This window comes from Enterobacter cloacae complex sp. SHL018 (assembly GCF_049237905.1).
Classification (GTDB): Bacteria; Pseudomonadota; Gammaproteobacteria; order Enterobacterales; family Enterobacteriaceae; genus Enterobacter; species Enterobacter hormaechei_C.
Window position 1 is genome coordinate 1,460,343 of the sequence record NZ_JBMKJE010000001.1, and the last position, 24,970, is coordinate 1,485,312.

Genomic DNA, 24,970 nt, shown 5'->3' on the forward strand with positions numbered 1-24,970 from the left:
CGCTCCTTATGCGGTTTTGCTGAGCGCTTCGCGGATCAGCGTCTTGGTGAAACGCAGCCGACCGTCGAACGGCGGCTGGCTATACTCTTCCGGATCGCGGTTAAGATCGAACTGCGGCTGATACCCCTGACTGAGATAGAGCCGCACCGCCTCCGGCTGGCGAAACCCCGTGGTCAGGTAGATGCGGCTGTAGCCCGCCAGCACCGCCCGGCGCTCCAGCTCCTGTACCACGCGCGCGGCCAGCCCCTGCTGGCGCAGCGTTTTATTCGTCCAGATGCGTTTGATCTCTGCGGTATGTTCGTCGAAGGGCTTGTACGCACCGGTGGCGATGATCTCGCCATCGCGCTCCAGGACGATAAACAGCCCCTGCGGCGCCAGGTACCACTCTGTCAGCTCGACTTCCGCATCCTTTGAAAAGTAGTCGCCGTAACGAGCGGCGTACTCACCGAAAAGCCCCTCGATAATGGGCTGAAGATCGGCATCTTCCGGCGAAACGTCACGAAATTGTTCGCGCATAGCGCCTCCTTAATCGCCCAGACCCGCCGGGTTAACTTCGGAACTGGGGATACGCTCCACGCCTTCCCCCCAGCGGTTCAGCACTTTGTCGTAATCTCCGTTCTTGATCGCGCCGTTCAGCGCGGTTTGAACCGGCTCGACCAGGCCGCTGCCTTTTTTCAGCGTCACCGCGATATGCGCCGCCTTCGGCCAGCCGCCGTCGACGCTGCCGACCAGTTTGGTTTTACCGTTAAGCGCCGCTTTCCAGGCACCGATCACGTTCGGGCCAAAGTAGGCGTCCGCGCGTCCGGACTGAAGCGCCAGCGTTTGGGCCGCGTCGTCTTTGGTGTAGATCGGCGTAAAGGGTTTAAGCCCTTTTTTGAGGTTCTCTTCGTTCCATGCCAGAAGGATGGCCTCCTGGTTGGTGCCGGAACCCACGATGATGCGCAGCCCGGCGATATCCTCTGCCTTCACAAGCGAGTTGATCGGACTGGTGGATTTCACGTAGAAGCCAAGTGAATCCTTGCGGTAGGTGGCGAAGTCGAACTTCTCTTTGCGCGCTTTAGTGACGGTGATGTTGCTGATAGCCGCGTCGTATTTCCCGGAGGCAACCCCCAGCGGCCAATCCTCCCAGGAGGTGGGCACCACGTTCAGCTCCAGTCCGAGGCTGTCCGCTACCAGACGCGCGATGTCGACCTCACTTCCCAGCAGAGTTTTGTTGTCGTCGGAAAAGACCGTCAGTGGCGGTTGATTCAGTCCCGCCACCGCCACGGTAAATTTCCCCGGCACGGCAAAACGATAGTCTTTCGGCAGTTGCGCGATCGCATCGCTGTTTTTGGCGGTATTGATCGGCGTTTTATTGGCCTCAATGCTCACGCCGGTGCCGTTAATATTGACGTTCTCTGCCCAGACGGCAGGGGTAAAGGCCAGCGCAAGCGCCAGAATAAGCGATGATTTCTGCATAGCATTTTTCTCTTTTATTGTTGTGTGAACTGATTTTTGGGCTCGTCTAAGCCCAGACTTTCGCGCAGCGTGGTGCCGGGATAGTCGGTGCGGAACAGGCCGCGCGCCTGTAAAACGGGCACCACCTGGTCGACAAAGCGCGGGAAGGTGTCCGGCGTGCCGCCCTGAATGATGAAGCCATCCGCCGCCTTCTCTTCGAACCAGGCCTGTAAACCATCGGCCACCTGCTCCGGTGTGCCGGAAAAACGCGGGCGCGGCGATGCGGCTTCCAGCGCGACCTGACGCAGAGTTAAGTTGCGCTCACGGGCGTTACGCTTGATTTCATCGGTGGTGCTGCGGAAGCTGTTTTTGCCCAAATCGCCAATATCCGGGAACGGCGCGTCGAGGGGATACTGGCTGAAGTCGTGATGCTCGAAATAACGTCCGAGGTAATTCAGCGCATCATTAATAGAGACCAGTGCCGCCGTAGTTTGATACTGGTTTTCTACGTCATCGGCGTCGTTTCCAACAATCACGCTGACGCCCTGGAATATATGTAAATCCTCTGCGCGGCGGCCGTGACTTTCCAGCTGCTGTTTAACATCGCGGTAAAAAGCCTGGGCTTCTTCCCGCGTGTCATGGTGGGTAAAGATGGCGTCAGCGTGTTTTGCCGCCAGCTTTTTACCGTCGTCGGACGCGCCAGCCTGAAAGACAATCGGACGTCCCTGCGGCGTGCGGCCAATATTCAGCGGGCCGGAAACCTGGAAGAAATCACCGTGGTGATCAAGAGTATGCAGTTTCGACGCATCAAAGAACTGTCCGCTCTCTTTATTGCGGATAAAGGCATCCCCTTCCCAGGAATCCCACAGCCCCTTCACCACGTCGAGATACTCATCGGCAATGCGGTAGCGCAGCGCATGCTCCGGGTGTTTTTCGCGGGAGAAGTTCCTGGCTGACCCTTCCAGCGGTGACGTCACCACGTTCCAGCCCGCGCGTCCGTTGCTCAGGTGATCGAGGCTGGCGAACTGGCGTGCAACGGTGAAAGGCTCGCTGTAGGAGGTGGATAACGTGCCGACCAGCCCCAGGCGCGAGGTGATACTCGCCAGCGCGGACAACACCGTCAGCGGCTCAAAGCGGTTTAAAAAATGCGGAATGGATTTCTCGTTAATATAAAGGCCGTCGGCCACAAATATAAAGTCGAGCTTGCCCTCTTCTGCTTTTAAAGCCGTTTCTTTAACGAAATCAAAATTAATGCTGGCATCCGCGACCGCCGCCGGGTGGCGCCAGGCAGACATATTTCCGGATGCACCATGCAAAATGGTCCCCAGCCGCAATTGACGATGTGCAGACATATTCACCTCAAATTAATTAAACGTGTTGCAGGGCTTTTTCCGCGAGCTGAGCAAAATAGCGGGCAGCGGGTTCGATTAATGCTTCGTCCGGGTTAAATGCCGGGTGATGTAACCCAAACGGACTGTTGCTGCCAATGCTGACAAACGCGCCGGGTATGTTTTGCAGATAGACCGCGAAATCCTCCCCGCCCATGTGCAGTTCCGCATGCCGGGTTTCATATCCCGCTTCGCGCGCGACCGAGGTGGCAAACCCGGCCCAGTGCTCATCGTTCACCAGCGCGGTGGGCCCGGCGTACCAGGTGATGTTGATTTGCGCGCTAAAGGCGCTGGCAAATCCGGCGGCGATTTCACCGACGCGCGCTTTCACGTTCTGCTGCACTTCCGTGCGGTGCGTGCGCAGCGTGCCCTCCAGCTCAACGCTTTCCGGCAGCACGTTCCAGGTATTCCCCCCGGCGATGCGCGTCACGCTCAGAACAACCGAATCCAGCGTGTTGACGTTACGGCTGGCTACGCTTTGCAGCGCGGTTACCAGCTGGCTTGCGAGCACGATGGCGTCGTTGCCTTCATGGGGACGTGCGGCATGCGCGCCTTTGCCGGTCACGTGAATAACGAAGCGATCAACGTTGGCATAGAACGGGCCGCCGCGCGTGGCAAACTCGCCGACCGGCAGTGACGGCTCGTTATGCATCCCGAAAATCGCGCGTACGTCGCGTAACGCCCCGGCCCGCACCATGCTTTTTGCTCCGCCGAAATTCTCTTCCGCTGGCTGGAACAGGATCCGCACGCGACCGTTGAGCGAGGCTTCCCGCTCTTTCAGCTTTAGCGCGGCGCCGAGGATCACGCTGGTGTGAATGTCGTGTCCGCAGGCATGCATCACCCCGGCGCGCCGGGAGCTAAACGGCACCCCGCTGCGCTCGTCGATGGGTAACGCGTCGATATCGGCGCGCAGCGCAACCAGTGCGTTGCCCGTGCCGATCTCCGCAACCAGCCCGGTCTGGAGATCGTAAGGCAGCGGGGCAATCCCGGCTGCCGTCAGCCACTCGCGCAGGCGCGCCGTTGTTTCGACCTCCTGACCAGAGAGTTCAGGGTTCTGGTGCAGCTCACGGCGCCAGGCAATCAGTTGTTCGCTAAAGCTCATACGGTAACCTCCCTGTTAAGACGCGCCTCGGCCAGCAGTCGCAGGGACTGTACGCGCGTTGCGCCATCAGCGACCGGCGTGTCGATGATAAATTCGTCAATCCCCCACTGCTGATGCAGCGCGTTGAGCTGTTCAAGCACCGACGCCGCCGTTCCGGCCAGCAGAGACTGCGCCCGACGCCCGATGCGCACCGGTTCACTCCCTGCCTGCCGCGCAAAGGCGTAGGCCTGTTCTTCGCTGGCGACGGTGACGCGCTGTCCGTTTGCCAGCTCCACGCCCCACACTTCAACCTTCTGCGCCAGCGCATCGGCCTCAGCCTGGGTTGGGGCAACAATGGCCTGCACGGCCACAATCACCTCCCGGACGCTGTGTTGACGCCAGGCTGTGACGACCTCGCGCAGCAGCTCAGGATCACCGTTCAGATGGGCGGCAAAGACAAAATGCCAGTCGAGGGAGGCCGCCAGCAGCGCGCTTTCTGTGCTGGCGCCCAGCAGAAACCCCCGGGCAGGCACCGGCGGCAGCGGCGTGGCGCGAACGTCCTCCTCCGCTGACTGATTTTCAGGGCGGATCCAGCGATCGAGCTGCGTCAGTTGTTCAGCAAAGCTGCCTTTTTCCTGCGGATTAAGGCCGTGCTGCAAGGCGCGGGTAGAGAGCGGCAGACCGCCGGGCGCTTTGCCAACGCCCAGATCAACCCGGCCCGGCGCAATGGCGGCCAGTACGTTAAAATTTTCGGCGACTTTATAGGGGCTGTAATGTTGCAGCATGACGCCGCCTGAGCCCACGCGAATACGTTTTGTTTGCCCGAGGATCCAGGCAATCAGCAGCTCCGGCGAGGGGCTGGCAAGCTGCGGGGTATTGTGGTGTTCGGCAATCCAGAAGCGGTGATAACCCAGCGTTTCTGCCTGTTGCGCCAGTGCTAAGGTTCGCGCCAGCGCATCGGCGGCTGTTTCGTGTTCTGCGACGGGGCTTTTATCCAGAATGCTGATTCGCCATGACATGTTGCGTTCTCGTTTGACTAACATGTCGTCATTATTAAAGGTGGATTTCACCTCTGAGAAACAATTAATTTACATTTGGATTGCCGGAAAACGGCAATAGAGAGTCTGTCATCGGCGTGATTTGAGCGATGTAATGAGTCTTTCCGCATCCTGCCGTCGGGTAATGCGGAGAAAGCGGATGTGTGCGTACTGCGGGTTTTGCATATCCGCCTCATATCGTTTGCGGTTGCTGCGCCAGGTTTTGATCGTCCAGATGATAATAGAGTCCTTGCTAAGGAACGACCGACGAAAGCTTTCGCGGTTCCCCGTGCCGGGCCAGAGCTCCTGTTTGTGCCAGGCGCGTCTGGAGGCCCGCGTCACCGCCTGCCAGAGCGTGCGGATAAACCCACGATCTATCCACACCACCAGATCGACGTCGCGCCACTTAACGTCGCGTGTGCGGTTGTAATTCCCGTCCAGGACCCAGTCAGGCGAGGCGGCGAGCGCTTTTTCCAGGGTTGCACGAAACTCATCATCCGGTGTTCCCTGCCAGTTCGCTCGCCAGTAAAGCCTGTCCATCTCAATGTAAGGGATAGCCAGCGCCTCCGCGATTCGCCTGCCAAACGTGCTTTTCCCACTTCCGCTGGTGCCTATGATATTGATTTTCACCGTTCCGCCTGCACATGCTGAAGAAAACGGATCGAATCATAACGTTAATAATTTGTTTACGAAACGCCAGACTACTCGTCCGGATACTGCTCGTCGGTGACCTTCTCCAGCCATGCCACCGGGCTCCCGTCGACAGCTTCTGCGATGGCGATATGGGTCATGGCCGTCTGCGCGCTTGCGCCGTGCCAGTGCTTCACGCCGGGTGGGATCCAGGCGATATCACCCTGATTCAGCGGTTCCGCCTCTTTCCCCCACTCCTGTAACCAGCCGCGCCCCTGCGTCACGATCAGCGTTTGTCCAAGAGGATGCGTATGCCAGGCGGTACGTGCGCCGGGTTCAAAGGTGACGGTTGCGCCGCCGACTTTTGCCGGTTCAGTCGCCTGGAAAGGCGCGTCAATGCGCACGCAGCCGGTAAACCAGGCCTCTGACCCCTGAACGGAAGGTAACGAACCGCTACGGATAATTTTCATGATTAACTCCTCGTTTGCTGTTGCGTTAACAGTAGCGTAAAGCCATGGGGAGCATTAGAGTGCATAATCAGAAAGGAACCATGAATTCAATTCATAAATCGAGTAAACCGCCATGTTAAAAGACAACTTCAACGATCTGCTTTCCTTTATGGTCGTCGCCCGGGAGCGCAGCTTTACCCGCGCCGCGGCGCAGCTTGGGGTATCTCAGTCGGCGCTCAGCCACGCAATGCGCAATCTGGAAACGAGGCTGGAAGTCCGTCTGTTAACCCGCACCACCCGTAGCGTGGCCCCTACCGAGGCCGGCGAGCAACTCCTCATGCGCTTAAGCCCCCATCTGCTGGAGATCGAGCAGGAACTCACCGCGCTGCGTGATACCCGCGACAGACCTGCCGGGAATATTCGCCTTACCGCCGGGGAGCACGCCATGTCTGCGGTGCTGTGGCCTGTGCTTAAACCCTTTATGGCGCAGTATCCTGATATCAACGTTGAAGTCACGGTGGACAATGGGCTGACTGATATTGTCGATGGCCGCTTTGACGCGGGGGTGCGTCTGGGTGAGCAGGTGGCGAAAGATATGATTGCCGTTCGTATTGCGCCGGACATGCGCATGGCGGTCGTCGGGTCGGCAGAGTATTTGCAACGTTTCGGCGTACCGGAAACGCCGGAGCAGCTTGATCAGCACCGCTGCATTAATATGCGCCTGCCCACACGCGGCGGATTATATGCCTGGGAATTTGAACGGGACGGACGTGAGCTGCGCGTGCGGGTTGACGGCCAGCTGATCCTCAACAGCCTGCCGCAGCGCATCGATGCCGCCGAAAACGGTCTGGGGCTGGCGTACGTCCCGGAAGATGCGGTTCAGGACGCCCTTGCTGAGGGCCGGTTAGTGCGTGTGCTTGAAGCCTGGTGTCCGGTTTTTACGGGATACCATCTGTATTATCCTAGCCGCCGCCAGCACACTACCGCCTTTGCATTACTCATTGCAGCCCTGCGGCATTCATAGTCTCTACCTATAAGTAACTATTAAGTAAACCTGATGATTAAATCAGCATTCGCCGACCTTTTTGCCTAAAAAAACGTCACGATTCAGCGCGTTGTGATCGCCGTCTGCTCTGACCACACGATTTCCTTCGACGAGCATCACTTTCGACACGGTTATATTTTGCGTCGCTTAACAATTGCGGGTAGGATGCCTCGCCATGTTTTGCCTTATCCATACACAGAATGACTGGAAAGGCGGCATGTGTCTGCGCAGAAGCAATCGTTTGTTTCGGCATCTGCCAGGCAGGACTATCACGTTAATGGTTCAGACAGGCAAACAGGTAACTCAATGAAAACAAGCAATAAAAGCGCAGCCGATCATCATGCTGCGAAACGTCGCTGGTTGAACTCTCATGAAGAGGGCTATCACAAGGCGATGGGCAACCGTCAGGTGCAGATGATCGCCATCGGCGGCGCTATCGGTACAGGTCTGTTTTTAGGTGCAGGCGCACGTCTGCAAATGGCTGGCCCCGCTCTCGCCCTGGTCTATCTGGTGTGCGGGATCTTCTCTTTCTTCATCCTTCGCGCCCTCGGCGAACTGGTACTCCACCGCCCTTCCAGCGGCAGCTTTGTCTCTTACGCCCGCGAGTTTCTTGGTGAAAAAGCCGCGTATGTCGCGGGCTGGATGTACTTCGTTAACTGGGCGATGACCGGTATCGTCGATATCACCGCCGTTGCGCTGTACATGCACTACTGGGGCGCGTTTGGCGATGTGCCGCAGTGGGTGTTCGCCCTTGGGGCGCTGGCAATTGTCGGGACCATGAACATGATAGGCGTGAAATGGTTCGCCGAGATGGAGTTCTGGTTCGCACTGGTGAAGGTGCTGGCCATTGTGATCTTCCTGGTGGTCGGAACCGTATTCCTCGGTACTGGTAAACCACTGGACGGTAACGCAACCGGCTTCCACCTGATTACCGATAACGGTGGTTTCTTCCCGCACGGCCTGCTGCCTGCGCTGGTGCTGGTGCAGGGGGTGGTGTTCGCCTTTGCTTCCATCGAACTGGTCGGTACGGCGGCAGGCGAATGTAAAGATCCGCAGACGATGGTGCCAAAAGCCATCAACAGCGTGATCTGGCGTATCGGTCTGTTCTATGTGGGTTCCGTGGTGCTGCTGGTGCTGCTGCTGCCGTGGAATGCATACCAGGCGGGGCAAAGCCCGTTTGTAACCTTCTTCTCTAAGCTGGGCGTGCCGTACGTGGGCAGCATCATGAACATAGTGGTACTGACCGCCGCGCTCTCCAGCCTGAACTCCGGGCTCTATTCGACGGGCCGTATCCTGCGCTCCATGTCGATGGGAGGCTCTGCGCCGAAGTTTATGTCGAAGATGAGCAGGCAGCAGGTTCCTTATGCGGGGATTCTGGCCACGCTGGTGGTTTACGTCTTTGGCGTGTTCCTGAACTATCTGGTGCCGTCCCGCGTATTTGAGATCGTTCTGAACGTGGCTGCACTGGGGATTATCGCCTCCTGGGCCTTTATTGTGGTCTGCCAGATGCGTCTGCGCAAAGCGATCAAAGAAGGCAAAGCGGCTGATGTGTGCTTCAAGATGCCGGGCGCACCGGTGACCTCCTGGCTCACCCTGCTGTTCCTGTTCAGCGTGCTGGTGCTGATGGCCTTCGACTACCCGAACGGTACCTACACCATCGCGACGATCCCGCTGCTGGCGGTTCTGCTGATTGCTGGCTGGTTCGGCGTGCGTAAGCGCGTTCACGAGATCCACAGCACCGCGCCGCTTCATCACGACGATGAAAAGCACGACGCACCGCTGGTAGAAGAAACCTCGCGTTAATAAAAAAGCCGGGTGGCGGCTTCGCCTTACCCGGCCTACATCTCATGGTTTTGTAGGCCCGGTAAGCGCAGCGCCACCGGGCAATTCCACCATCACAGCGCGATACGAATCACATCGTCAGGCTGGGTCGCTTCCTGCTGACGGGTTGATTTCTGTTTCACCGTTACGTACAGCGTTTTACCGTCCGCAGACAGCGCCAGGCTGTTCGGGTAAACCGGGGTATCGTAGGTCCTGGTCACTTTGTAGGTTTTGGCGTCAATCACGCTCACCTTGCCCGCCTCGCGGTGCGTCACATAGGCTTCGTTACGCGCCGGGTTAAACAGTACGGCCAGCGATGCTGGCGCGGCGATTTTCTGCATCACGCTGCCATCTTTCAGATTCACCACCAGCACTTCTGGCTGTTTTGAATCCGTCACAAACGCACGCTGGCCGGCAGTGTCCAGGCTCAGGTTCAGGTAGAAGTGCTCTTTTCCGTCATCCTGCACTTTTTTACGACTGAGGATTTTGTTGGTTGCCGTATCAATGGTCACCAGCTCGCCGTCCGCATTGGTGGTATACAGGCGTTTTGCCTTCGCATCCAGGGCCAGACCGGTGCTGAACGTGCCGGTGTTCGTGATGGTGTCCTTCAGCTTCAGCGTTGCGCCATCAACAACCCAGATCACGCTCTCCTTGCCGATACCGGTAATGTACACCGTATTGGTCGTGTCATCGGCCACCAGCTGGCGCGGCTGAAGCGGCTTCACCGTGTCGCTACGCTTGCGATCGTCCAGCACCAGGCGCCCTTTCACCTCGCTCGTTTTGGCGTCAATCGCCGTCACGGTGCTGTTGACGGTGTTACCGAACCACAGCGTCTGGGTGGCGTTATCGATCGTGGCGCCAAACGGCTTGAGATCGTTATGAATCGCCTGCGTCACTTCCAGCGTGACCGGATCCAGACGATAGACCACGCCGCCCTTATCGGTTTTGCGGCTTTGTGACGTCGCAACCCACAGCGCGTTTTCCTGCTGGCTGACGGCCATTTCATACGCGCCCTTGCCGACCGCTTTGCGCAGCATCTCTTCAGCGGCATGAACCTGGAACGTACCGGCAAACAGTAAAGAGCCCAACAGCAGAGACCCACGCAGGCGCGGCGAGCACAGATGACGTAAAGACATAACAATTCCTTTTTAAATGAGGAGATTTACCGCTGACATCACTTCCGGTGGGCAAAGTCATCGCTTTGCCGTTATTTTAATGAGAATAGTAATCATTAATGAGTTGAATGTGGAGTATTTCTTTCCTTCAAAACCTTACATTCACGAAATGTGCGGTTATAGTTTTCATAACATTTACAAAGGATTTAACATATATACACAGGTTCCAGTTGATTTGGTTCGAATTTTTCTTAACCGGTTTACTCCATGAAAATTATTACTGCCCGTAAGGCATCACTACCACTGCTCTTCGTTCCCGTCATTTTTGGCCCGCTGAGTGCGATGGCCGCGGATGAACAGACCCTGATCGTCAGCGCCACGCCGCAAACCGTCTCCGAACTGGACACCCCGGCCGCAGTCAGCGTGGTGAGCGGCGAGGATATGCGACATGCCACACCGCGCATCAACCTTTCTGAATCCCTTGGGAGCGTACCAGGCCTGCAAATCCAGAACCGCCAGAACTATGCTCAGGATCTGCAACTTTCCGTTCGCGGATTCGGCGCGCGTTCGACCTTCGGCGTACGCGGGATCCGCATGTACGTGGACGGCATTCCGGCAACCATGCCCGACGGCCAGGGGCAGACGTCAAACATTGACCTCAACAGCATTGAGAGCGTCGACGTGCTGCGCGGCCCCTTCTCTGCCCTGTACGGCAATGCCTCCGGCGGCGTGATCAACATCAACACCCAGACCGGACAACAGCCAGCCACAATTGAAGCCAGCAGCTATTACGGCAGCTACGGCACCTGGCGTTACGGCATGAAGGCCACCGGTGCGGTGGGCGACGGGACTCAGGCGGGGGATGTGGACTATGCGGTATCCACCACCCGTTTCACCACACATGGCTATCGTGACCACAGCGGCGCACGGAAAAACCTCGCCAACGCGAAACTGGGCGTGCGCATTGATGATGTCAGCAAGCTAACGCTGATTTTTAACAGCGTGGACATGAAAGCCAACGATCCGGGCGGACTGAGTTATCAGGAGTGGCAGAACAACCCGCGCCAGTCACCCCGTGGCGATCAGTACAATACGCGTAAAACCATTAAGCAGACCCAGGCCGGGATCCGCTACGACCGTCAGCTGAGCGAACAGGACGACCTCAGCGTGATGATGTACGCCGGTGAGCGTGAAATGACCCAGTACCAGTCCATTCCGGATACCACGCAGACTGAAAATCCAGCGCATTCGGGCGGCGTAATTGATATGCAGCGCCACTATCAGGGTATTGATACCCGCTGGACCCACCGCGGCGAGCTGCTGGTGCCGGTAACGTTTACCACCGGCCTTAACTACGAAAATATGAGTGAAAATCGCCGCGGGTATGAAAACTTCGTGATGAACAACGGCGTGCCGGATTTTGGCGTGAAGGGTAACAAACGCCGTGACGAACGTAACCTGATGTGGAACCTTGATCCCTACCTGCAAACCCAGTGGCAGCTCACGCAAAAGCTGTCCGTTGAGGCGGGCGTGCGTTACAGCTCCGTCTGGTTTGACTCCAACGATCATTACATTACCCCGCAAAACGGCGATGACAGCGGTGACGCCAGCTACCATAAATGGCTCCCGGCTGGTGCGGTGAAATACGCCGTGACCGACGCCTGGAACCTTTATGCCGCGGCGGGACGTGGATTTGAGACCCCGACCATCAACGAACTCTCCTACCGTTCTGATGGCAAAGGCGGCCTCAATATTAATCTGCAACCGTCAACCAACAACACCTATGAGATTGGCAGCAAAACCCGCATCGGTAATGGCATCCTGACGGCGGCGCTGTTCCGCACGGATACCGACAACGAGATCGTGGTGGACGAAAACAAAGATGGTCGCACTACCTACAAAAATGCGGGGAAAACGCGCCGTCAGGGTGTGGAAATTGCGCTCGACCAGCAGTTTGCCGAAAACTGGAAGCTGAAAATGGCGTGGACCTATCTCGATGCGACCTACCGTACCAACGTCTGTAACAATGCAGACTGTAGCGGCAACCGGATGCCGGGGATTGCCCGTAACATGGGGTATGCGTCGTTTGGCTGGGAGCCTGAGGAAGGCTGGTACGCGGGGGCAGATGCCCGCTACATGAGCGACGTGATGGCAAACGACACCAATACCGCCAAAGCGCCCTCTTATACCGTGGTCGGTCTGAATACCGGGTATAAACTCAATTACGGCAAATGGGGAATGGACATCTTTGGTCGCGTCGATAACCTGTTTGATAAAGAGTACGTCGGTTCAGAGATTGTAAACGCCGGCTACAATCGCTATTACGAACCCGCCCCTGGCCGTAACTATGGCGTGGGCCTGTCGGTCTCTTATCGCTTTGAGTAAAACATTTTCCGGCAGCGCACGTTGCCGGTAAAAAAATAACATCATTCCCGGTAGCCTTAAGCGCCGGGAATATACTCAGGGAAGTTTAAAACGAATAAAAAAATAAGTGCGCCAGTGCGATCCTTAACTGTAGTATTGCCGTTGCAGGAGGATATTAGCTTCATCAATGGCTCGGTCGATCGCTTCCCGACTGGCCGTCACGTCCCTTTGCTCAAGCGCAGAAAGCAGATCGGCATAATGGTAAGTCGTTGCAGGGATATCTTTCATCTCTTCGTGCAGGTAGTTGATACACGGACCAATCCGTACCCAGAGCTGCTCAATCAGCGAGTTCAGGGTCGGCATTTCGGCATACTGATAAAGCGTAAACCGGAACACGCGGTTGGCATGGATCGCCTTCTGCACATCGCCCTGATGCATGGCGGTGCTGAAGTTATCTGACAGCGCGCGTAATGCATCCAGTTTGGTCTCGGTCATATTCTGACACGCCGCCGCAACGGCCATCGGCTCAAGCTGTTTTCGAATGGCGTTAATTTCGTTATAACGCTCCAGCGTAACCTCTGGCACCAAAAACGCCTGAGCAGGCGTGGCCTGTAATGCGCCTGCCGACACCAGGCGCAGCAGGGCTTCGCGCACCGGTGTGATGCTGGTGCCTAATTTATCCGCAATCTCTTTCGTGATGAGTCGAGCCCCAGGTTTTAATGAGCCCGTAATTAACGCTCCCTTTAAACTGTTCTCAACTTGCATCGTCAGACTGATTCTTTGTGCTTTTTCCAGGTTTTCCAAATCAAGCATGTTTAATTCCCGTAGCCAAAACAAAATGCCATTTTCAGCGACTGTTTAAAAAAACATCGCCGGTTTGATATATCCTGTATCGTCATGCCTGGTATGAAGGGCGCGCGTTAAAATAAAAATTGTTCAATTAATATTACGTTTACCACTTCTGGCTCAGCTGGGCCGATGGCGCGCAATGCTCATGGATTAATTAAAGACAATATATCGTATCTTCACAAATAATTATGGCGGACTTTGCCCGCCATAACCGATGCTCTGTTTAGTCCGCCGCCACGCGGATCACGACCTTGCCGAAGTTTTTCCCTTCCAGCAGCCCAATCAGCGCCTCCGGCGCCGCGTCCAGCCCTTCGGTGACCTGCTCGCGATAGTGAATTTTGCCTTCCTTCACCCAGCGTCCCATTTCCTGCTGGAACTCGTCGATACGATGACCATAGTCCTGAGCGATGATAAAGCCCTGCATGCGGATGCGTTTTTTGAGGATGGTCCCCATCAGCAGCGGCAAGCGATCCGGACCATCCGGCAGGTTGGTCGCGTTGTAGCCGCTGACCAGTCCGCAAACAGGTACGCGCGCGGAGGTATTCAGGAGCGGCAGTACGGCGTCAAAGACTTTACCGCCGACGTTTTCATAATACACGTCAATGCCCTGCGGGCAGGCTTTCGCCAGCTGTTCGGAAAAATCATCCGCATGGTGATCCAGACAGGCGGCGAAACCGAGCACGTCGACCGCATGGCGGCATTTCTCCTCCCCGCCGGCCACGCCGATAACCCGGCACCCCTTGATTTTACCGATCTGCCCCACCGTTGCGCCGACCGGCCCCGTGGCTGCCGCCACGACAAGCGTTTCCCCCGCCTGAGGCTGGCCGATATCAAGCAGCCCCATATACGCGGTGAAGCCCGGCATTCCCAGCACGCCGAGTGCCCATGAAGGGTGCGACGGGTTTTCGCCCAGCCTGACCAGCCCTTTCCCGTCGGAAAGTTCATACTCCTGCCAGCCGCTGTAGCCCAGAACCCACTCACCCTCTTTATAATCCGGATGGCGGGAGGTCTCGACGCGGCTTACCGTGCCGCCCACCATCACCGCGCCAATCTCGACAGGAGGTGAATAGGATGGGGCATCGCTCATACGGCCACGCATGTACGGATCAAGCGAGAGCCATACGGTGCGTAATAACACCTGCCCCTCTGCGGGCGTGGGGATCGGCTGCTCTTCCAGGCGGAAATTTTCGGCAACCGGTGCGCCGTGTGGACGGGAAGCCAGTACCCAGCGTCGGTTTTGCGTAGTTGATTGACTCATTCATCGCTCCTTACAGCTGAAAATGTCATTCAAGTCTGGCACGTTATCCTGCGGATCGCCTTTGCATTATGAGCCGGACTGATTAAGCCGCACGACCAGATAAAGGCACGATTCATCCGTTTCGTTAATAAACCGGCAGTCGTTCGGCGGCCCGAGTTCCAGACAATCTCCGGCCTTCATTTCATGGCGGGTGTCCCCCTCCAGAAAGACCAGTTCACCTGCCTGCAACCAAATCAGCTGTCGCGCCAGCGCATAAGAGGAGGCGGGCATCGGCACATCGCTGCCCGCGGGCAGTTCCACCTGGACGAGGTCAATAGGCATATCGCTGCGCGGCGACACATGACGACGTAAATAGTGGGTTTGCGGATCGCGCCAGACGGGCTGGTTCGCCAGACGTAACAGTTTGCCCTCCTGCATTTCCGCGCGCGCAATGAGCGTAGACATGCTAATACCGAAGGCACCGGATAACCGGGCAAGCAGCGTCGCCGTTGGGCTACTGTCCCCCCGTTCAATCTTATGGATCATGGCGCGTGAAATACCTGCCCGTTCGGCCAGTTCGCTTAATGACCAGCCCCGCGACTCGCGTTCAAGGCGTATGCGGGCGCTAATGCGTTGATTCATATTGTCTGTCATTGTGTTCATGACGTCATACTATAGTGTACGGATGGTTTTTCGGGGCAGTTTGGTGACAAAAAAATAGGGATTTTGTCGTAGCGATGCAACACAAGAACTGTGTAATATTGTGAGTGAATCGTACTACTATAGTAAACAACACAGCCAGAGGTTAACCATGATCGTTCGTCATGCCTGCAAAGAAGATTGTGCCGCTATCGGTGAAATTTATAACCATGCGGTGCTGCACACCGCCGCCATCTGGAACGATACAACTGTCGACACCGATAACCGTATTGCATGGTTTGAGGCGCGCACGCTGTTGGGTTATCCGGTGCTGGTCAGTGAAGAAGAAGGTGTTGTGACGGGATACGCCTCATTTGGCGACTGGCGAGCGTTCGACGGTTTTCGCCATACGGTGGAGCACTCGGTTTACGTTCATCCCGATCATCAGGGCAAAGGCATCGGTCGGCTGCTGATGACGGAATTAATCAAGGAAGCCCGCCAGATTGGTAAACATGTGATGGTTGCCGGTATCGAGGCGCAGAACCAGGCGTCGATTCATCTGCACGAAACCCTGGGCTTTGTTACCACCGGTAATATGCCGCAGGTGGGAACCAAATTCGGTCGCTGGCTGGATTTAACCTTTATGCAACTCCAGCTCGATGAGCGCAGCGATCCGGATGCTCTGCCATGAATCAATCGTTGACGTTAGCGTTTCTGGTGGCCGCCGGGATTGGGCTGGTGGTACAAAACACCCTGATGGTGCGCATTACGCAATCCTCTTCCACTATTCTTATCGCCATGCTGCTGAACTCGCTGGTGGGGATTGTGCTGTTTGTCAGCCTTTTGCTGGTGAAAAATGGCCTGGCGGGGTTTAGCGAACTGGCGTCGACGGTGCGCTGGTGGACGCTGATCCCCGGCCTGCTGGGGTCATTTTTTGTCTTTGCCAGTATTAGCGGGTATCAGAATGTGGGCGCGGCAACGACCATTGCCGTGCTGGTAGCAAGCCAGCTGATTGGCGGCCTGGTGATGGACATCCTCAAGAGCAACGGCGTTCCCCTGCGCGCGCTGGTAGGCCCGGTCTGCGGCGCAGCGATGCTGGTGGTCGGCGCCTGGCTGGTGGCACGGCGCCAGTTTTAACCCTTACAGGATAGTCCCACCCTGCGTGAGGTGGGCATGGCGCGCCTCCGCCTCTTCTTTATGCTGCTTACCATGATGCGCAATCGCGGTACGCAGGCGCTGCTGCTGGGTATAGCGATCTTCACGGCTGAGCTCTGCATCGTCGCTTAATTCGATCAGCAGTTCGTTCATGCGGGTAATTATGCTCTCTTCGATGGCGGCATCGACGCGGGCGATAACATCGTTTAAATGTGACATTGTCACTCCTTTCCAAATGCCCGGTGGCGCTACGCTTACCGGGCCTACGGGTGGTAACTGTAGGCCGGGTAAGGCATAGCCGCCACCCGGCAAGAATACGATCAGTTCAGCTTCGCTTTCGAGAAGTCACTGCCCATCAGACTCACGCTGTACCCGGTCACGTTGCTGCGGGTCGCGTAGAACGTTTTGCCGTTAGCTAACGCAATCCACGGTGCCTGCTGGTAGAAAATCTCCTGTGCCTGGCCATACAGCTTCGCACGTTCGTCCGGGTTGCTGGTCAGTTTGGCCTTTTGCACCAGCTCATCATACCCCTTATCACACCAGCGCGCGGCGTTAGATCCGGTTTTGATGCTGTTACAACCCAGCAGCACATCGGCGAAGTTGTCCGGATCGCCGTTATCAGACATCCAGCCGAACAGCGCGGAATCATGCTCGCCTTTACGCATGCCGGAGAGATATTCCCCCCACTCGTATGAGACGATTTTCGCCTTCACGCCCACTTTCGCCCAGTCAGCCTGGATCATCTCCGCAATGCGTCGCGAGTTCGGGTTGTACGGACGCTGAACCGGCATGGACCAGAGGGTCACTTCCGCGCCCTTATCCAGACCCGCCTGCTTCAGCAGCGCTTTCGCTTTTTCCGGATCGTAGCCGTAATCCTTCAGGTCTTTGTTAAAGCCGAGCATGTTCGGCGGGATCGGCGATTTAGCGACCGTACCAGACCCCATAAAGACCGCGTTAACAATGGCCTTTTTGTCCGTTGCGTAATTCAGAGCCTGGCGCACCAGCACGTTATCAAACGGTTTTTTCTCCGTGTTGAACGCCAGGTACCCCACGTTCAGCGCATCCACCGAGTGCAGGGTCAGGTCTTTGTTTTTCTTGATCGCTTCAAACTGCACCGGCGACGGCGCAGGAATGATCTGACACTCGTTCGTTTGCAGCTTAGCCAGACGCGTCTCAACATTTGGCGTGATGGAGAAGATCAGGTGTTTGGTCGGCACCTCTCCCTCCCAGTAGTTCGGATTGGCGACGTAGCGGATCAGCGAATCCACCTTGTACTGCTGAAGCACATACGGGCCGGTGCCGATTGGCCAGGTATCCACATTTTCAGGCGTACCCTTTTTCAGCATCGCGTCCGCGTACTCGGCAGAGAGGATCGAGGCGAAGTCCATTCCCCAGTCGGCCAGGAACGCCGCGTTGGGTTCACTCAGCGTGAACTGAACATGATAATCGTCGATCTTTTTCACATCCTGAATGAGCTTGTCGAGGCCCACGTCATTAAAGTATTCGTAATTACCCTGGGAAACATTGTGATAGGGATGCTTAGGGTCTTTCTGACGCATAACGGAGAAAATAACGTCATCAGCGTTAAAATCACGGGTCGGTTTGAAGTATTTATTGCTGTTGAACTTTACCCCTTTACGCAGGGTAAACGTGTATGTTTTGCCGTCTGGCGAAATGGTCCACGACTCGGCCAGAGAAGGCACCGGCGTGTTTTTTACCGGGTCGAAGTTAATCAGACGGTTATACAGCGTTTGCGAGCTGGCGACAAATGAGGGCCCAGAGCTGGCGATCTGCGGGTTAAACGACTCCGGCGACGCCTCGGAGCAGTAGATAATGGTGTCTTTGTTTGCCGCCCATGCGGCGCTTGCCGGTAGCAGCGCGCTCAGCGCGAGGGCGAGCACGGTTTTCCCTGTAGACATGGTTATTACCCTTTCGGTTTTATTATAGTGAACAGTAATAACAGCACAGACGTTTTGGCCTGACAAATAACGAATCACTATCAGGTTATTCTAAAGCCGTACATTTCGCTGGTTTTAGCATCATCCCGCAGAAACCGATTTGCCTTAAGGTCCATTATTCGTCAAGCACAACCGTCACGATCAATGCCGCAAGAAATCGTCCCTTTTGCCGTCTCCTCAGCCGTTTGCTTGCTTACCTGATTCGCTAAAGTAATGGCGTGAAAAAGTCTACAGGACCAAATCGTGGCAAAAACACTTTTACGCAGCGGTAATCTGGATGATTTTCAGGCCGTTGGCGGCGGCGGACAGGCCGTTTTTGAATCAGCGCTGCAAATCCGCGAAGCGCTTCGGTTGCGCAAACAACAGGCTATCGTTGATTGCCTGGCCATCCCCCAGGTCAACGACGGCGGCGATCGCGTTGACTGGTACTCCCCGGTTGAGGGAACTGTCTCCAGCTGGAAGGCGGCGGATGAAGATGATCGTTATCGCGCCCTGCGCTATCTGGAAAACACGCTCACCAGCGTGGAGTCGCTGAGTAAAAAATGCCTTCAGTCACCGAAAACGGCGCAGCAACTGTTTGGCTCTCTGCTCTCAAAAGCCTTTCAGTTTCCCGGTGAAAACTTTGTTTTCCTGGTGGATGGCAAACCGGTGCTCTGCTTCTGGGGTTTCGTCAACCTTAACGAAAACGCGCGCGACGACGTGCTGGACTGCCTGCGCGAATCGTTGGTCACTGAACCTGAGCCAGTGGTGATTAACGAGCCTGAACCTGAACCGGAGCCAGAACCGGCCCCGGTGGTGACCTTTGAGCAGGCCGACGCGCCGCTTATCACGCCTGTGACTACAGTCCGTATCACCGACGATGAACTGTATACGCCAGAGCCGGTGCGCATGAACGCCGCGCCGCCAGAGCCCGCACCGGCGGCCATACAGAAAAAACGTCGCTCCCCCCTGTGGTTGCTGCCGGTTGCCGCCGTCATTATTGCAGCCATCGCCACCCCGCTGCTCTGGCCAAAACAGGCCCCGATCGCAGCGCCTGTTGCCACACCAGCGCCAGTACCCGTCGCCATTGCTCCGGCCCCCATAAAGACGGTTGAGCCGCTTGAATTGAAACTCCCGCTGCACCAGGCCGAAGTGGTAGAGCCGAAGGTGAAAACGCCTGCCCCGGCAGCCGAACCGGTGGTCATTACCGCGATACCGAAAGATGCGATGGTGATGGAGGCAAACCAGGTCAAAGCGGGGTTAACGCGCTTCCTGAACGGCACCTGGCGCGCGTTTCTCGATGTGCAGGATCCGCTCACCGGCAAACCGCCGTCGCTGCGCTACCAGATCCAGAACAATAAAGGTTTCGCACGGGTCGTGCATGGCGACAACATTGTCTGCCGGGTAGACGTCTTTTCCGGATTACACAGCAACGGCGAGCTGTTGATCAAAACGCGCGGAAACGCGCGTTGCACCGACGGTTCACGCTATCCGATGCCGGAAGTGACCTGTAAGGCAGGTGCCAGCGATGTGGCGGAATGCACCGCACGTTACGATGCCAACACCGTCGTTCCTCTGACGTTCAAGAAAGCAGGTGTCTGATCCTATGCTGGTTAATCTTTGCGACTATAAACAGAGCGTGACGCTGATTGCTAACAGCGGCGTGCAGTTTCTCGATTTTGGCCTGACTCCGCAGGACACCGCCAGCAACGGGCGTTTCGTGCGTAAAACAGCAAATGGCCCGCTGCTGCGTCTGGATTTTGACCTGGTTAACGGCCGGTACACGCTCCCTGCCACCGATGGCGGGCAGCCGGAAGTGGTCAAGCCTGAAAGCACCATTCCACTGCATGACTCCCTGACCGTGCTGGACGGCGTCTGGCTGCCGATCCCTTTCCTGCGCTTTAACCCGCCGCGGACGTTTGTTGAAGGCCCGGATAACTGGGCGCGCGTCCAGGTACGAAAGCTTTCCACGCCCGACGCAGCTGGCAATACGCACCGGGTCACCGTCGCGCTCGACAGCCAGATTGCAGAGCATGCGACGTCTGCCCTGTCGCCGGTTGAAAACGATATCCTGAACGGCACGCGTTTCGCGCTCGCCTGGCGCGACAGTGAGGTTGAGAGTTTCCTCGACCAGACCTGGATTGACGGCTGGCTGCGCGAAGCCTTCACGCAGTTTGCCGACGGGGTTGAAAAACGCTCCGAGCGCGAGCTGCATCAGGCCATGCGCAGCTTTGAATATCAGGCGCACTGGCTCAACCTGCTCTCCATGCTCGGTGAACAACTCACCGTGCCGGAAGTGAAGTTTGTCACCCATACCCTGAGCACCCCTGCTATTCCTGTCGATTTGATCCTTGACGTAGGCAACACCCATACCTGCGGCGTGATTATTGAAGATCATGGTGATGCCAACGACGGCCTGCGCCAGACGGCTGAACTTCAGGTACGATCTCTGAGTGAGCCGCAGTTCCTGAATGAGCCGCTGTTTACCAGCCGACTTGAGTTTTCTGAAGCGCGTTTTGGCAAACAGCACTTCTCCGTGGAAAGCGGCCGGGAGGATGCGTTCGTCTGGCCGTCGATTGTCCGCGTGGGTGATGAAGCGCGTAAGCTGGCGATGCAGCGTCTGGGCACGGAAGGCAACAGCGGCATCTCCAGCCCGCGTCGCTATCTGTGGGACGAGACGCCGGTGGTGCAGGACTGGCGCTTTAGCCAGATGAACAGCAAAACCCAGCGCGAACCGCTGGCAACTGCGTTTCCGCTGATGAACCTGATGAACGACGACGGGGAACCGCTCTTTACGCTGCCGCAGGATGAGCGCCTGCCGGTGTTCTCTCCGCAGTACAGCCGCAGCACCCTGATGACGCACATGCTCTGCGAGCTGCTGGCTCAGGCGCTTGGCCAGATTAACAGCGTGGCCACCCGCCTGCGGCTCGGCTTCCCGGCCTCTCCCCGCCAGCTGCGGACGCTGATCCTCACCCTGCCTTCGGCAATGCCGAAACAGGAGCGCGAGATTTTCCGTCGCCGCATGTTCGAAGCCATCGCCATCGTCTGGAAAGCGATGGGCTGGCACCCGCAGGATGAAGATTTTGCCAGCCGCAAGCAGCAGGAAAAAAGCGTGGTGCCGGTCCCTGAGATCCAGATGGAGTGGGACGAGGCCAGCTGCGGCCAGCTGGTGTGGCTGTATAACGAAGCCATTTCCCATTTTGGTGGCCAGACCGAGGCCTTTTTCGCCTCCCTCGCCCGTCCGGATCGCGCGCCTGAGCCTGGCGTCCAGCCGGGGCGTGCGCTGCGCGTGGCCTCTATTGATATCGGCGGCGGCACGACGGATATGGCCATCACGCACTATCAGTTAGATGATGGTTCCGGGAATAACGTCAAAATCACCCCGCAGCTGCTGTTCCGCGAAGGGTTCAAGGTCGCTGGCGATGATACGCTGCTGGACGTGATCCAGCGCTACGTTCTGCCCGCCCTGCAAACCCAGCTTCAGAAATCCGGCATAGCCGATGCCTCCCAGCTGATGGCATCCCTGTTCGGTGACTCCGGGCGGATCGATACCCAGGCGGTCCTGCGCCAGCAGACGGCGCTTCAGCTCTTTATGCCGATCGGTCACGCGATCCTGGCGGCGTGGGAATCGAGCGATGTTGACGATCCGCTGGCCGGGCTGCATGCCACCTTTGGCGATCTGCTTGCGCAAAAACCGACGCGCAACGTGATGAATTATCTCCAGCAGGCGATCGACCATGCGTTGCCTGCCGGCTCAGAACACTTTGATCTGTTCAGCGTACCGCTGCACGTCAGCTTCCGGGAGATGCGGGACGCCATGCTGGCGGGTCAGTTCACGCTTGCCGCCCCGCTTCATGCGGTATGTGAGGCGATCTCTCATTACAGCTGCGATATCCTGCTTATCACGGGACGGCCGGGCTGTCTGCCGGGCGTTCAGGCCTTGATTCGCCACCTGCAACCGGTGCCCGTCAACCGCATCGTCTGGCTGGATAAATACCAGGTTCATGAATGGTATCCGTTCAGCCAGCAGGGACGGATCGGCAACCCGAAATCCACCGCTGCGGTGGGAGCGATGCTCTGTAGCCTGGCGCTGGATCTTCGTCTGCCGCGCTTTAACTTTAAAGCAGCGGATATCGGCGCGTATTCTACGGTGCGCTATCTGGGCGTGCTGGATAACACGATCAATACCCTGCGGGACGAGAACGTCTGGTATCACGATATCGACCTCGATAAACCCGGCGCGAAACTGGACGCCCGTCTGCACTTCCCGCTGCGCGGCAACGTTACGCTCGGCTTCCGGCAGTTGGCCAATGCCCGCTGGCCCGCTACGCCGCTCTATACCCTGAGCATCAACTCAGCCGAGCTGGCGAAAGCCATTGCGGGCGACGGCGTACTGAACGTGCGCCTGAAGCTGCGTGGCGGCACTAAGCAGGAAGGCCCGGAATCTTTCGAGCTGAGTGATGCCTGGCTACAGGACGGCACGCCAGTGCCGCCGGATGCCCTGACCTTTAAACTGAATACTCTGGCCGATCGCCGACACAGCGGCAGCCACTACTGGATCGACAGCGGGAGCGTATACCTCAAATGACTGCGACGACTGCCACCACTCAGGCCTTAATCGGGTGGATCAACGAGACGCGACAGCACGCCCCGATGCTGGATAACGAAGCCGACGCCCTGCTTGCCCGCCTTAACGCAGTAAGTGCGCGTGAAGAGGCGCTCGATCGCGCCCTTGTCAGCCAGGGCAGTATCGGCTTATATGGCCACTCGCAGGCCGCGAAAGCGCACCTGCTGGCTGCTCTTTGCGGCAGCGGGGACGAACGGCTGAACGTTACGCCGGGTCAACGCACGTTTGATTACTTCTCGCATATTAACCCCGGGCATGCACCGACCAACATGGCCGTGCGTTTCAGCAGAGCGTCCCGCGAGGTCGCAGACGACGCGTTTCCCTTACGCCTGCGCCTGGTAACGGAGGCCGAGCTGGTGCAGCTGTTCATCGCGCGCACCACGCTGGATCCGCAGATCCGCGCGGTGGATAAATTGGTGATTGAAGCCCGGCTTGAGAAGTGGCGGGCACTGCGTCAACCGCAGAGCGTGCCGGGAATGACGGCACGGGAAGTCGCGACCATTGCCCGGTTCTGGCAAAGCGTAGTACCCGGCGCTAAGCAGCATATTGATGATGCCCTGTGGCACCAGTTTGCCCTGCTGGTTCCGTCACTTGATCTCAGCACCCGCGCCAGCGTCTGGTCTCTGCTGTGGGGTGAGCAGCAGGAGTTAACCCAGCAGTGGCTTAAATTCGCCCAGGTGCTGCATCAAACCAGCCATGCCAGCGCGCTTGCGGCGCCGTTGAGTCTGCTGGTGGACAGCTTTGGTCTGCCCTGCGAAGGCTTCCTTACGCACGGGGCGTTTACCCTGCCGGAAGCACAGGAAACACTGCTTCATCCGGTAAAAAACGGCGAGCTGCTTAACGCCATTAGCCTGCCCGTCGATGTACTGGCATCTCTGACCCGCGAAGTGGTGCTGCCCGTTGAGAACTGCGTGCTGGATAACGTTGACGTCATTGATATCCCTGCCATTTCTGAGGAAAACACGCCGCTGATGATGCAGGCAAAATGCCTGTGGTTGCTGGAGCATTATCGTCAGCACATTCAGCCGGATGTCCTGGTTATCTGCAATGCGACGGCGCACCACCAGCAGACCGCGAAAACGGCAAGGCTCCTGCAAAACTGGGTCAAAGAGACGCAGCCGGTTGAAGAATCCGCGTTGCCGGGGCTGGTCTGGGCCATTACCCCTCATGATGCGCGGTTTACCACAAAGCAGAATCTGGACGAAGCGGTGCAGCAATTGCTGGGCCAGCCGGGTCTGCGCTGGGGCACGCTCCAGGCGCTCGATACCCACAGCATGCAGCGGGTGATTGAGTGGCTGTCGCAGGCTACCCTGCCGGCACAGCGCCAGAAGCGTCTCCGCGCGCTGAAAAGGCTGTTACAAGAGTCGCTGTCGACGCTGATGCGCCCATATGTCGCGCCTCTCACTCAGGAGCCAGGCGCAGGGCGGGCACAGGCCGAAAAAATGGTCCGAACGCTGCAAGGCAGTGCCGCTCGTCATGGTGAACTGCTTGAGGGGCTTCTGCCGCCGTTAAACGCGTTTGAGACGCTGCTGACCGTTCACCAGCCTCGTGAGGAACAGGTCAACGGCCTGTTTAACGATGTTATCGATCTGTTTGCGGAAGAGACGCAGGAAAATCCAGGCGCGTTGCAGACCAAAGACAAGGCGCGGCTGGCCCATAACGTGTGGGTTAACCATCTTCGTCAGTGGAGTCGCAACGACGCGGCGGCTGCCCGTCTGGGCCTGGACGCAGAGGTATTACAGCAGATTGCGGATGTGCTGATCGTTACCAGCTACCGGCTGGATCTGCCGCTGCAACTGCAACGCATTGCAGAAAAAGATAAAAGCAGTGCCGCGCAGCTGCATGCCGCGACAGGCAATTTCATTAGCTGGCTTGGCTATGAAATGACGCCCGTTTCTGAACGGCCTGCAAGCCGGATCCGCAAAGGTCAGCCAATTTTTGTGACGCCAGTTGTGAGCAGCGCTTCTCCCCGTCTTACCCGACTTGGCGAGCAGCCTGTCCATGCGGCGACAGCCTATGTTTATGACTGGCTGGTTGCGCTCTACACCCGCGCGATTGAGAACGTGGATTATCAGTGCCCGTATGACGTTCAGCCTGCTGCGCGGAAAGCCTTGTCTGCCCTGCTGTCTTAATCATTGCAGCCCGCAGCAATGCGGGCT

General features: G+C 57.3%; 19 protein-coding genes and 1 pseudogene. 8 read left to right on the forward strand and 12 right to left on the reverse strand.

Annotated features, from left to right (window positions below; genetic code table 11):
* Window positions 1-6: 6 nt before the first annotated feature.
* The 6 genes and pseudogenes from ACOTY5_RS07090 to ACOTY5_RS07115 all read right to left on the reverse strand — a co-directional run bounded on the left by ACOTY5_RS07090 (window position 7) and on the right by ACOTY5_RS07115 (window position 6,043).
* Window positions 7-516: a GNAT family N-acetyltransferase gene (locus ACOTY5_RS07090; protein ID WP_015570459.1), complete on the reverse strand. Its 510-nt coding sequence runs from the start codon at window positions 514-516 to the stop codon at window positions 7-9.
* Window positions 517-525: 9 nt separating this feature from the next.
* A pseudogene (locus tag ACOTY5_RS07095) lies at window positions 526-2,789 on the reverse strand (NtaA/DmoA family FMN-dependent monooxygenase).
* Window positions 2,790-2,805: 16 nt separating this feature from the next.
* A complete protein-coding gene (locus ACOTY5_RS07100) occupies window positions 2,806-3,927 on the reverse strand; it encodes an amidohydrolase (RefSeq protein WP_017382285.1) in 1,122 nt (373 codons plus the stop codon).
* Complete coding sequence (locus ACOTY5_RS07105; RefSeq protein ID WP_017382284.1) at window positions 3,924-4,925, reverse strand: LLM class flavin-dependent oxidoreductase; 1,002 nt, start codon at window positions 4,923-4,925, stop codon at window positions 3,924-3,926. Before ACOTY5_RS07105 ends, ACOTY5_RS07100 begins: the two co-directional genes overlap by 4 nt.
* 108 nt (window positions 4,926-5,033) lie before the next feature.
* Window positions 5,034-5,573 carry a shikimate kinase gene (locus ACOTY5_RS07110; RefSeq protein ID WP_045142591.1) on the reverse strand — a complete coding sequence of 180 codons (540 nt, stop codon included), beginning with the start codon at window positions 5,571-5,573 and terminating at the stop codon, window positions 5,034-5,036.
* Window positions 5,574-5,644: 71 nt separating this feature from the next.
* Window positions 5,645-6,043, reverse strand: a complete 399-nt coding sequence (locus ACOTY5_RS07115; RefSeq protein WP_045142590.1) for a (R)-mandelonitrile lyase — start codon at window positions 6,041-6,043, stop codon at window positions 5,645-5,647.
* A gap of 112 nt (window positions 6,044-6,155) precedes the next feature.
* Here ACOTY5_RS07115 and ACOTY5_RS07120 point away from each other — a divergent pair, with 112 nt between their 5' ends.
* Both ACOTY5_RS07120 and ansP read left to right on the forward strand, forming a co-directional pair.
* Complete coding sequence (locus ACOTY5_RS07120) at window positions 6,156-7,046, forward strand: LysR family transcriptional regulator (protein ID WP_045142589.1); 891 nt, start codon at window positions 6,156-6,158, stop codon at window positions 7,044-7,046.
* Between the two features lie 327 nt (window positions 7,047-7,373).
* A complete protein-coding gene (gene ansP, locus ACOTY5_RS07125) occupies window positions 7,374-8,870 on the forward strand; it encodes an L-asparagine permease (protein WP_015570454.1) in 1,497 nt (498 codons plus the stop codon).
* Between the two features lie 92 nt (window positions 8,871-8,962).
* Here the strand turns inward: ansP and ACOTY5_RS07130 are convergent, their stop codons facing one another.
* On the reverse strand, window positions 8,963-10,024 hold the full coding sequence (locus ACOTY5_RS07130; RefSeq protein WP_023303790.1) for a YncE family protein: 1,062 nt from the start codon (window positions 10,022-10,024) through the stop codon (window positions 8,963-8,965).
* A gap of 246 nt (window positions 10,025-10,270) precedes the next feature.
* Between ACOTY5_RS07130 and pqqU the strand changes: the two genes are divergently transcribed.
* Complete coding sequence (gene pqqU / locus ACOTY5_RS07135) at window positions 10,271-12,388, forward strand: TonB-dependent receptor PqqU (RefSeq protein WP_032671187.1); 2,118 nt, start codon at window positions 10,271-10,273, stop codon at window positions 12,386-12,388.
* 123 nt (window positions 12,389-12,511) lie between these two features.
* Here pqqU and ACOTY5_RS07140 read toward each other — a convergent pair whose 3' ends face one another.
* The 3 genes from ACOTY5_RS07140 to ACOTY5_RS07150 all read right to left on the reverse strand — a co-directional run bounded on the left by ACOTY5_RS07140 (window position 12,512) and on the right by ACOTY5_RS07150 (window position 15,116).
* Complete coding sequence (locus tag ACOTY5_RS07140; RefSeq protein ID WP_003856981.1) at window positions 12,512-13,180, reverse strand: GntR family transcriptional regulator; 669 nt, start codon at window positions 13,178-13,180, stop codon at window positions 12,512-12,514.
* A gap of 259 nt (window positions 13,181-13,439) precedes the next feature.
* Window positions 13,440-14,474: an NADP-dependent oxidoreductase gene (locus ACOTY5_RS07145; RefSeq protein WP_045142588.1), complete on the reverse strand. Its 1,035-nt coding sequence runs from the start codon at window positions 14,472-14,474 to the stop codon at window positions 13,440-13,442.
* A gap of 66 nt (window positions 14,475-14,540) precedes the next feature.
* The gene (locus ACOTY5_RS07150; protein WP_017382277.1) at window positions 14,541-15,116 is read right to left on the reverse strand and encodes a helix-turn-helix domain-containing protein; all 576 of its coding nucleotides are present in this window, start codon (window positions 15,114-15,116) and stop codon (window positions 14,541-14,543) included.
* A gap of 148 nt (window positions 15,117-15,264) precedes the next feature.
* On the opposite strand from ACOTY5_RS07150, the gene ACOTY5_RS07155 reads away from it, so the two are divergent.
* A complete protein-coding gene (locus ACOTY5_RS07155; protein ID WP_015570449.1) occupies window positions 15,265-15,783 on the forward strand; it encodes a GNAT family N-acetyltransferase in 519 nt (172 codons plus the stop codon).
* Entirely contained in the window at window positions 15,780-16,229 is a 450-nt protein-coding gene (locus ACOTY5_RS07160) for a DMT family transporter (protein ID WP_017382276.1), read from the forward strand. Before ACOTY5_RS07155 ends, ACOTY5_RS07160 begins: the two co-directional genes overlap by 4 nt.
* 3 nt (window positions 16,230-16,232) lie before the next feature.
* On the opposite strand, the gene ACOTY5_RS07165 is transcribed toward ACOTY5_RS07160, so the two are convergent.
* Both ACOTY5_RS07165 and ACOTY5_RS07170 read right to left on the reverse strand, forming a co-directional pair.
* On the reverse strand, window positions 16,233-16,466 hold the full coding sequence (locus ACOTY5_RS07165; RefSeq protein WP_045142587.1) for a YdcY family protein: 234 nt from the start codon (window positions 16,464-16,466) through the stop codon (window positions 16,233-16,235).
* Between the two features lie 101 nt (window positions 16,467-16,567).
* Window positions 16,568-18,166, reverse strand: a complete 1,599-nt coding sequence (locus ACOTY5_RS07170; RefSeq protein ID WP_017382274.1) for an ABC transporter substrate-binding protein — start codon at window positions 18,164-18,166, stop codon at window positions 16,568-16,570.
* 282 nt (window positions 18,167-18,448) lie between these two features.
* Here ACOTY5_RS07170 and ACOTY5_RS07175 point away from each other — a divergent pair, with 282 nt between their 5' ends.
* Genes ACOTY5_RS07175 through ACOTY5_RS07185 form a run of 3 tightly spaced genes read left to right on the forward strand, consistent with a single transcriptional unit; the run spans window position 18,449 to window position 24,943 of the window.
* Window positions 18,449-19,786 (forward strand): SrfA family protein, encoded by a 1,338-nt coding sequence (locus ACOTY5_RS07175; RefSeq protein WP_045142586.1) that lies wholly within the window; start codon window positions 18,449-18,451, stop codon window positions 19,784-19,786.
* Between the two features lie 4 nt (window positions 19,787-19,790).
* Window positions 19,791-22,772 (forward strand): virulence factor SrfB, encoded by a 2,982-nt coding sequence (locus tag ACOTY5_RS07180; protein WP_032619621.1) that lies wholly within the window; start codon window positions 19,791-19,793, stop codon window positions 22,770-22,772.
* Window positions 22,769-24,943 (forward strand): virulence factor SrfC family protein, encoded by a 2,175-nt coding sequence (locus ACOTY5_RS07185; RefSeq protein WP_045142585.1) that lies wholly within the window; start codon window positions 22,769-22,771, stop codon window positions 24,941-24,943. Before ACOTY5_RS07180 ends, ACOTY5_RS07185 begins: the two co-directional genes overlap by 4 nt.
* Window positions 24,944-24,970: the final 27 nt, after the last annotated feature.

Excerpts from the sequence above, each read along its gene's own strand:
- ACOTY5_RS07100 (WP_017382285.1), bottom strand. The coding sequence starts at position 3,927 with ATGAGCTTTAGCGAACAACTGATTGCCTGGCGCCGTGAGCTGCACCAG.
- ACOTY5_RS07105 (WP_017382284.1), bottom strand. The coding sequence starts at position 4,925 with ATGTCATGGCGAATCAGCATTCTGGATAAAAGCCCCGTCGCAGAACAC.
- ACOTY5_RS07180 (WP_032619621.1), top strand. The coding sequence starts at position 19,791 with ATGCTGGTTAATCTTTGCGACTATAAACAGAGCGTGACGCTGATTGCT.
- ACOTY5_RS07145 (WP_045142588.1), bottom strand. The coding sequence starts at position 14,474 with ATGAGTCAATCAACTACGCAAAACCGACGCTGGGTACTGGCTTCCCGT.
- ACOTY5_RS07170 (WP_017382274.1), bottom strand. The coding sequence starts at position 18,166 with ATGTCTACAGGGAAAACCGTGCTCGCCCTCGCGCTGAGCGCGCTGCTA.
- ACOTY5_RS07185 (WP_045142585.1), top strand. The coding sequence starts at position 22,769 with ATGACTGCGACGACTGCCACCACTCAGGCCTTAATCGGGTGGATCAAC.
- ACOTY5_RS07130 (WP_023303790.1), bottom strand. The coding sequence starts at position 10,024 with ATGTCTTTACGTCATCTGTGCTCGCCGCGCCTGCGTGGGTCTCTGCTG.
- ACOTY5_RS07160 (WP_017382276.1), top strand. The coding sequence starts at position 15,780 with ATGAATCAATCGTTGACGTTAGCGTTTCTGGTGGCCGCCGGGATTGGG.
- ACOTY5_RS07165 (WP_045142587.1), bottom strand. The coding sequence starts at position 16,466 with ATGTCACATTTAAACGATGTTATCGCCCGCGTCGATGCCGCCATCGAA.
- pqqU (WP_032671187.1), top strand. The coding sequence starts at position 10,271 with ATGAAAATTATTACTGCCCGTAAGGCATCACTACCACTGCTCTTCGTT.
- ACOTY5_RS07150 (WP_017382277.1), bottom strand. The coding sequence starts at position 15,116 with ATGAACACAATGACAGACAATATGAATCAACGCATTAGCGCCCGCATA.
- ACOTY5_RS07140 (WP_003856981.1), bottom strand. The coding sequence starts at position 13,180 with ATGCTTGATTTGGAAAACCTGGAAAAAGCACAAAGAATCAGTCTGACG.
- ACOTY5_RS07155 (WP_015570449.1), top strand. The coding sequence starts at position 15,265 with ATGATCGTTCGTCATGCCTGCAAAGAAGATTGTGCCGCTATCGGTGAA.
- ACOTY5_RS07120 (WP_045142589.1), top strand. The coding sequence starts at position 6,156 with ATGTTAAAAGACAACTTCAACGATCTGCTTTCCTTTATGGTCGTCGCC.
- ACOTY5_RS07115 (WP_045142590.1), bottom strand. The coding sequence starts at position 6,043 with ATGAAAATTATCCGTAGCGGTTCGTTACCTTCCGTTCAGGGGTCAGAG.
- ACOTY5_RS07090 (WP_015570459.1), bottom strand. The coding sequence starts at position 516 with ATGCGCGAACAATTTCGTGACGTTTCGCCGGAAGATGCCGATCTTCAG.
- ansP (WP_015570454.1), top strand. The coding sequence starts at position 7,374 with ATGAAAACAAGCAATAAAAGCGCAGCCGATCATCATGCTGCGAAACGT.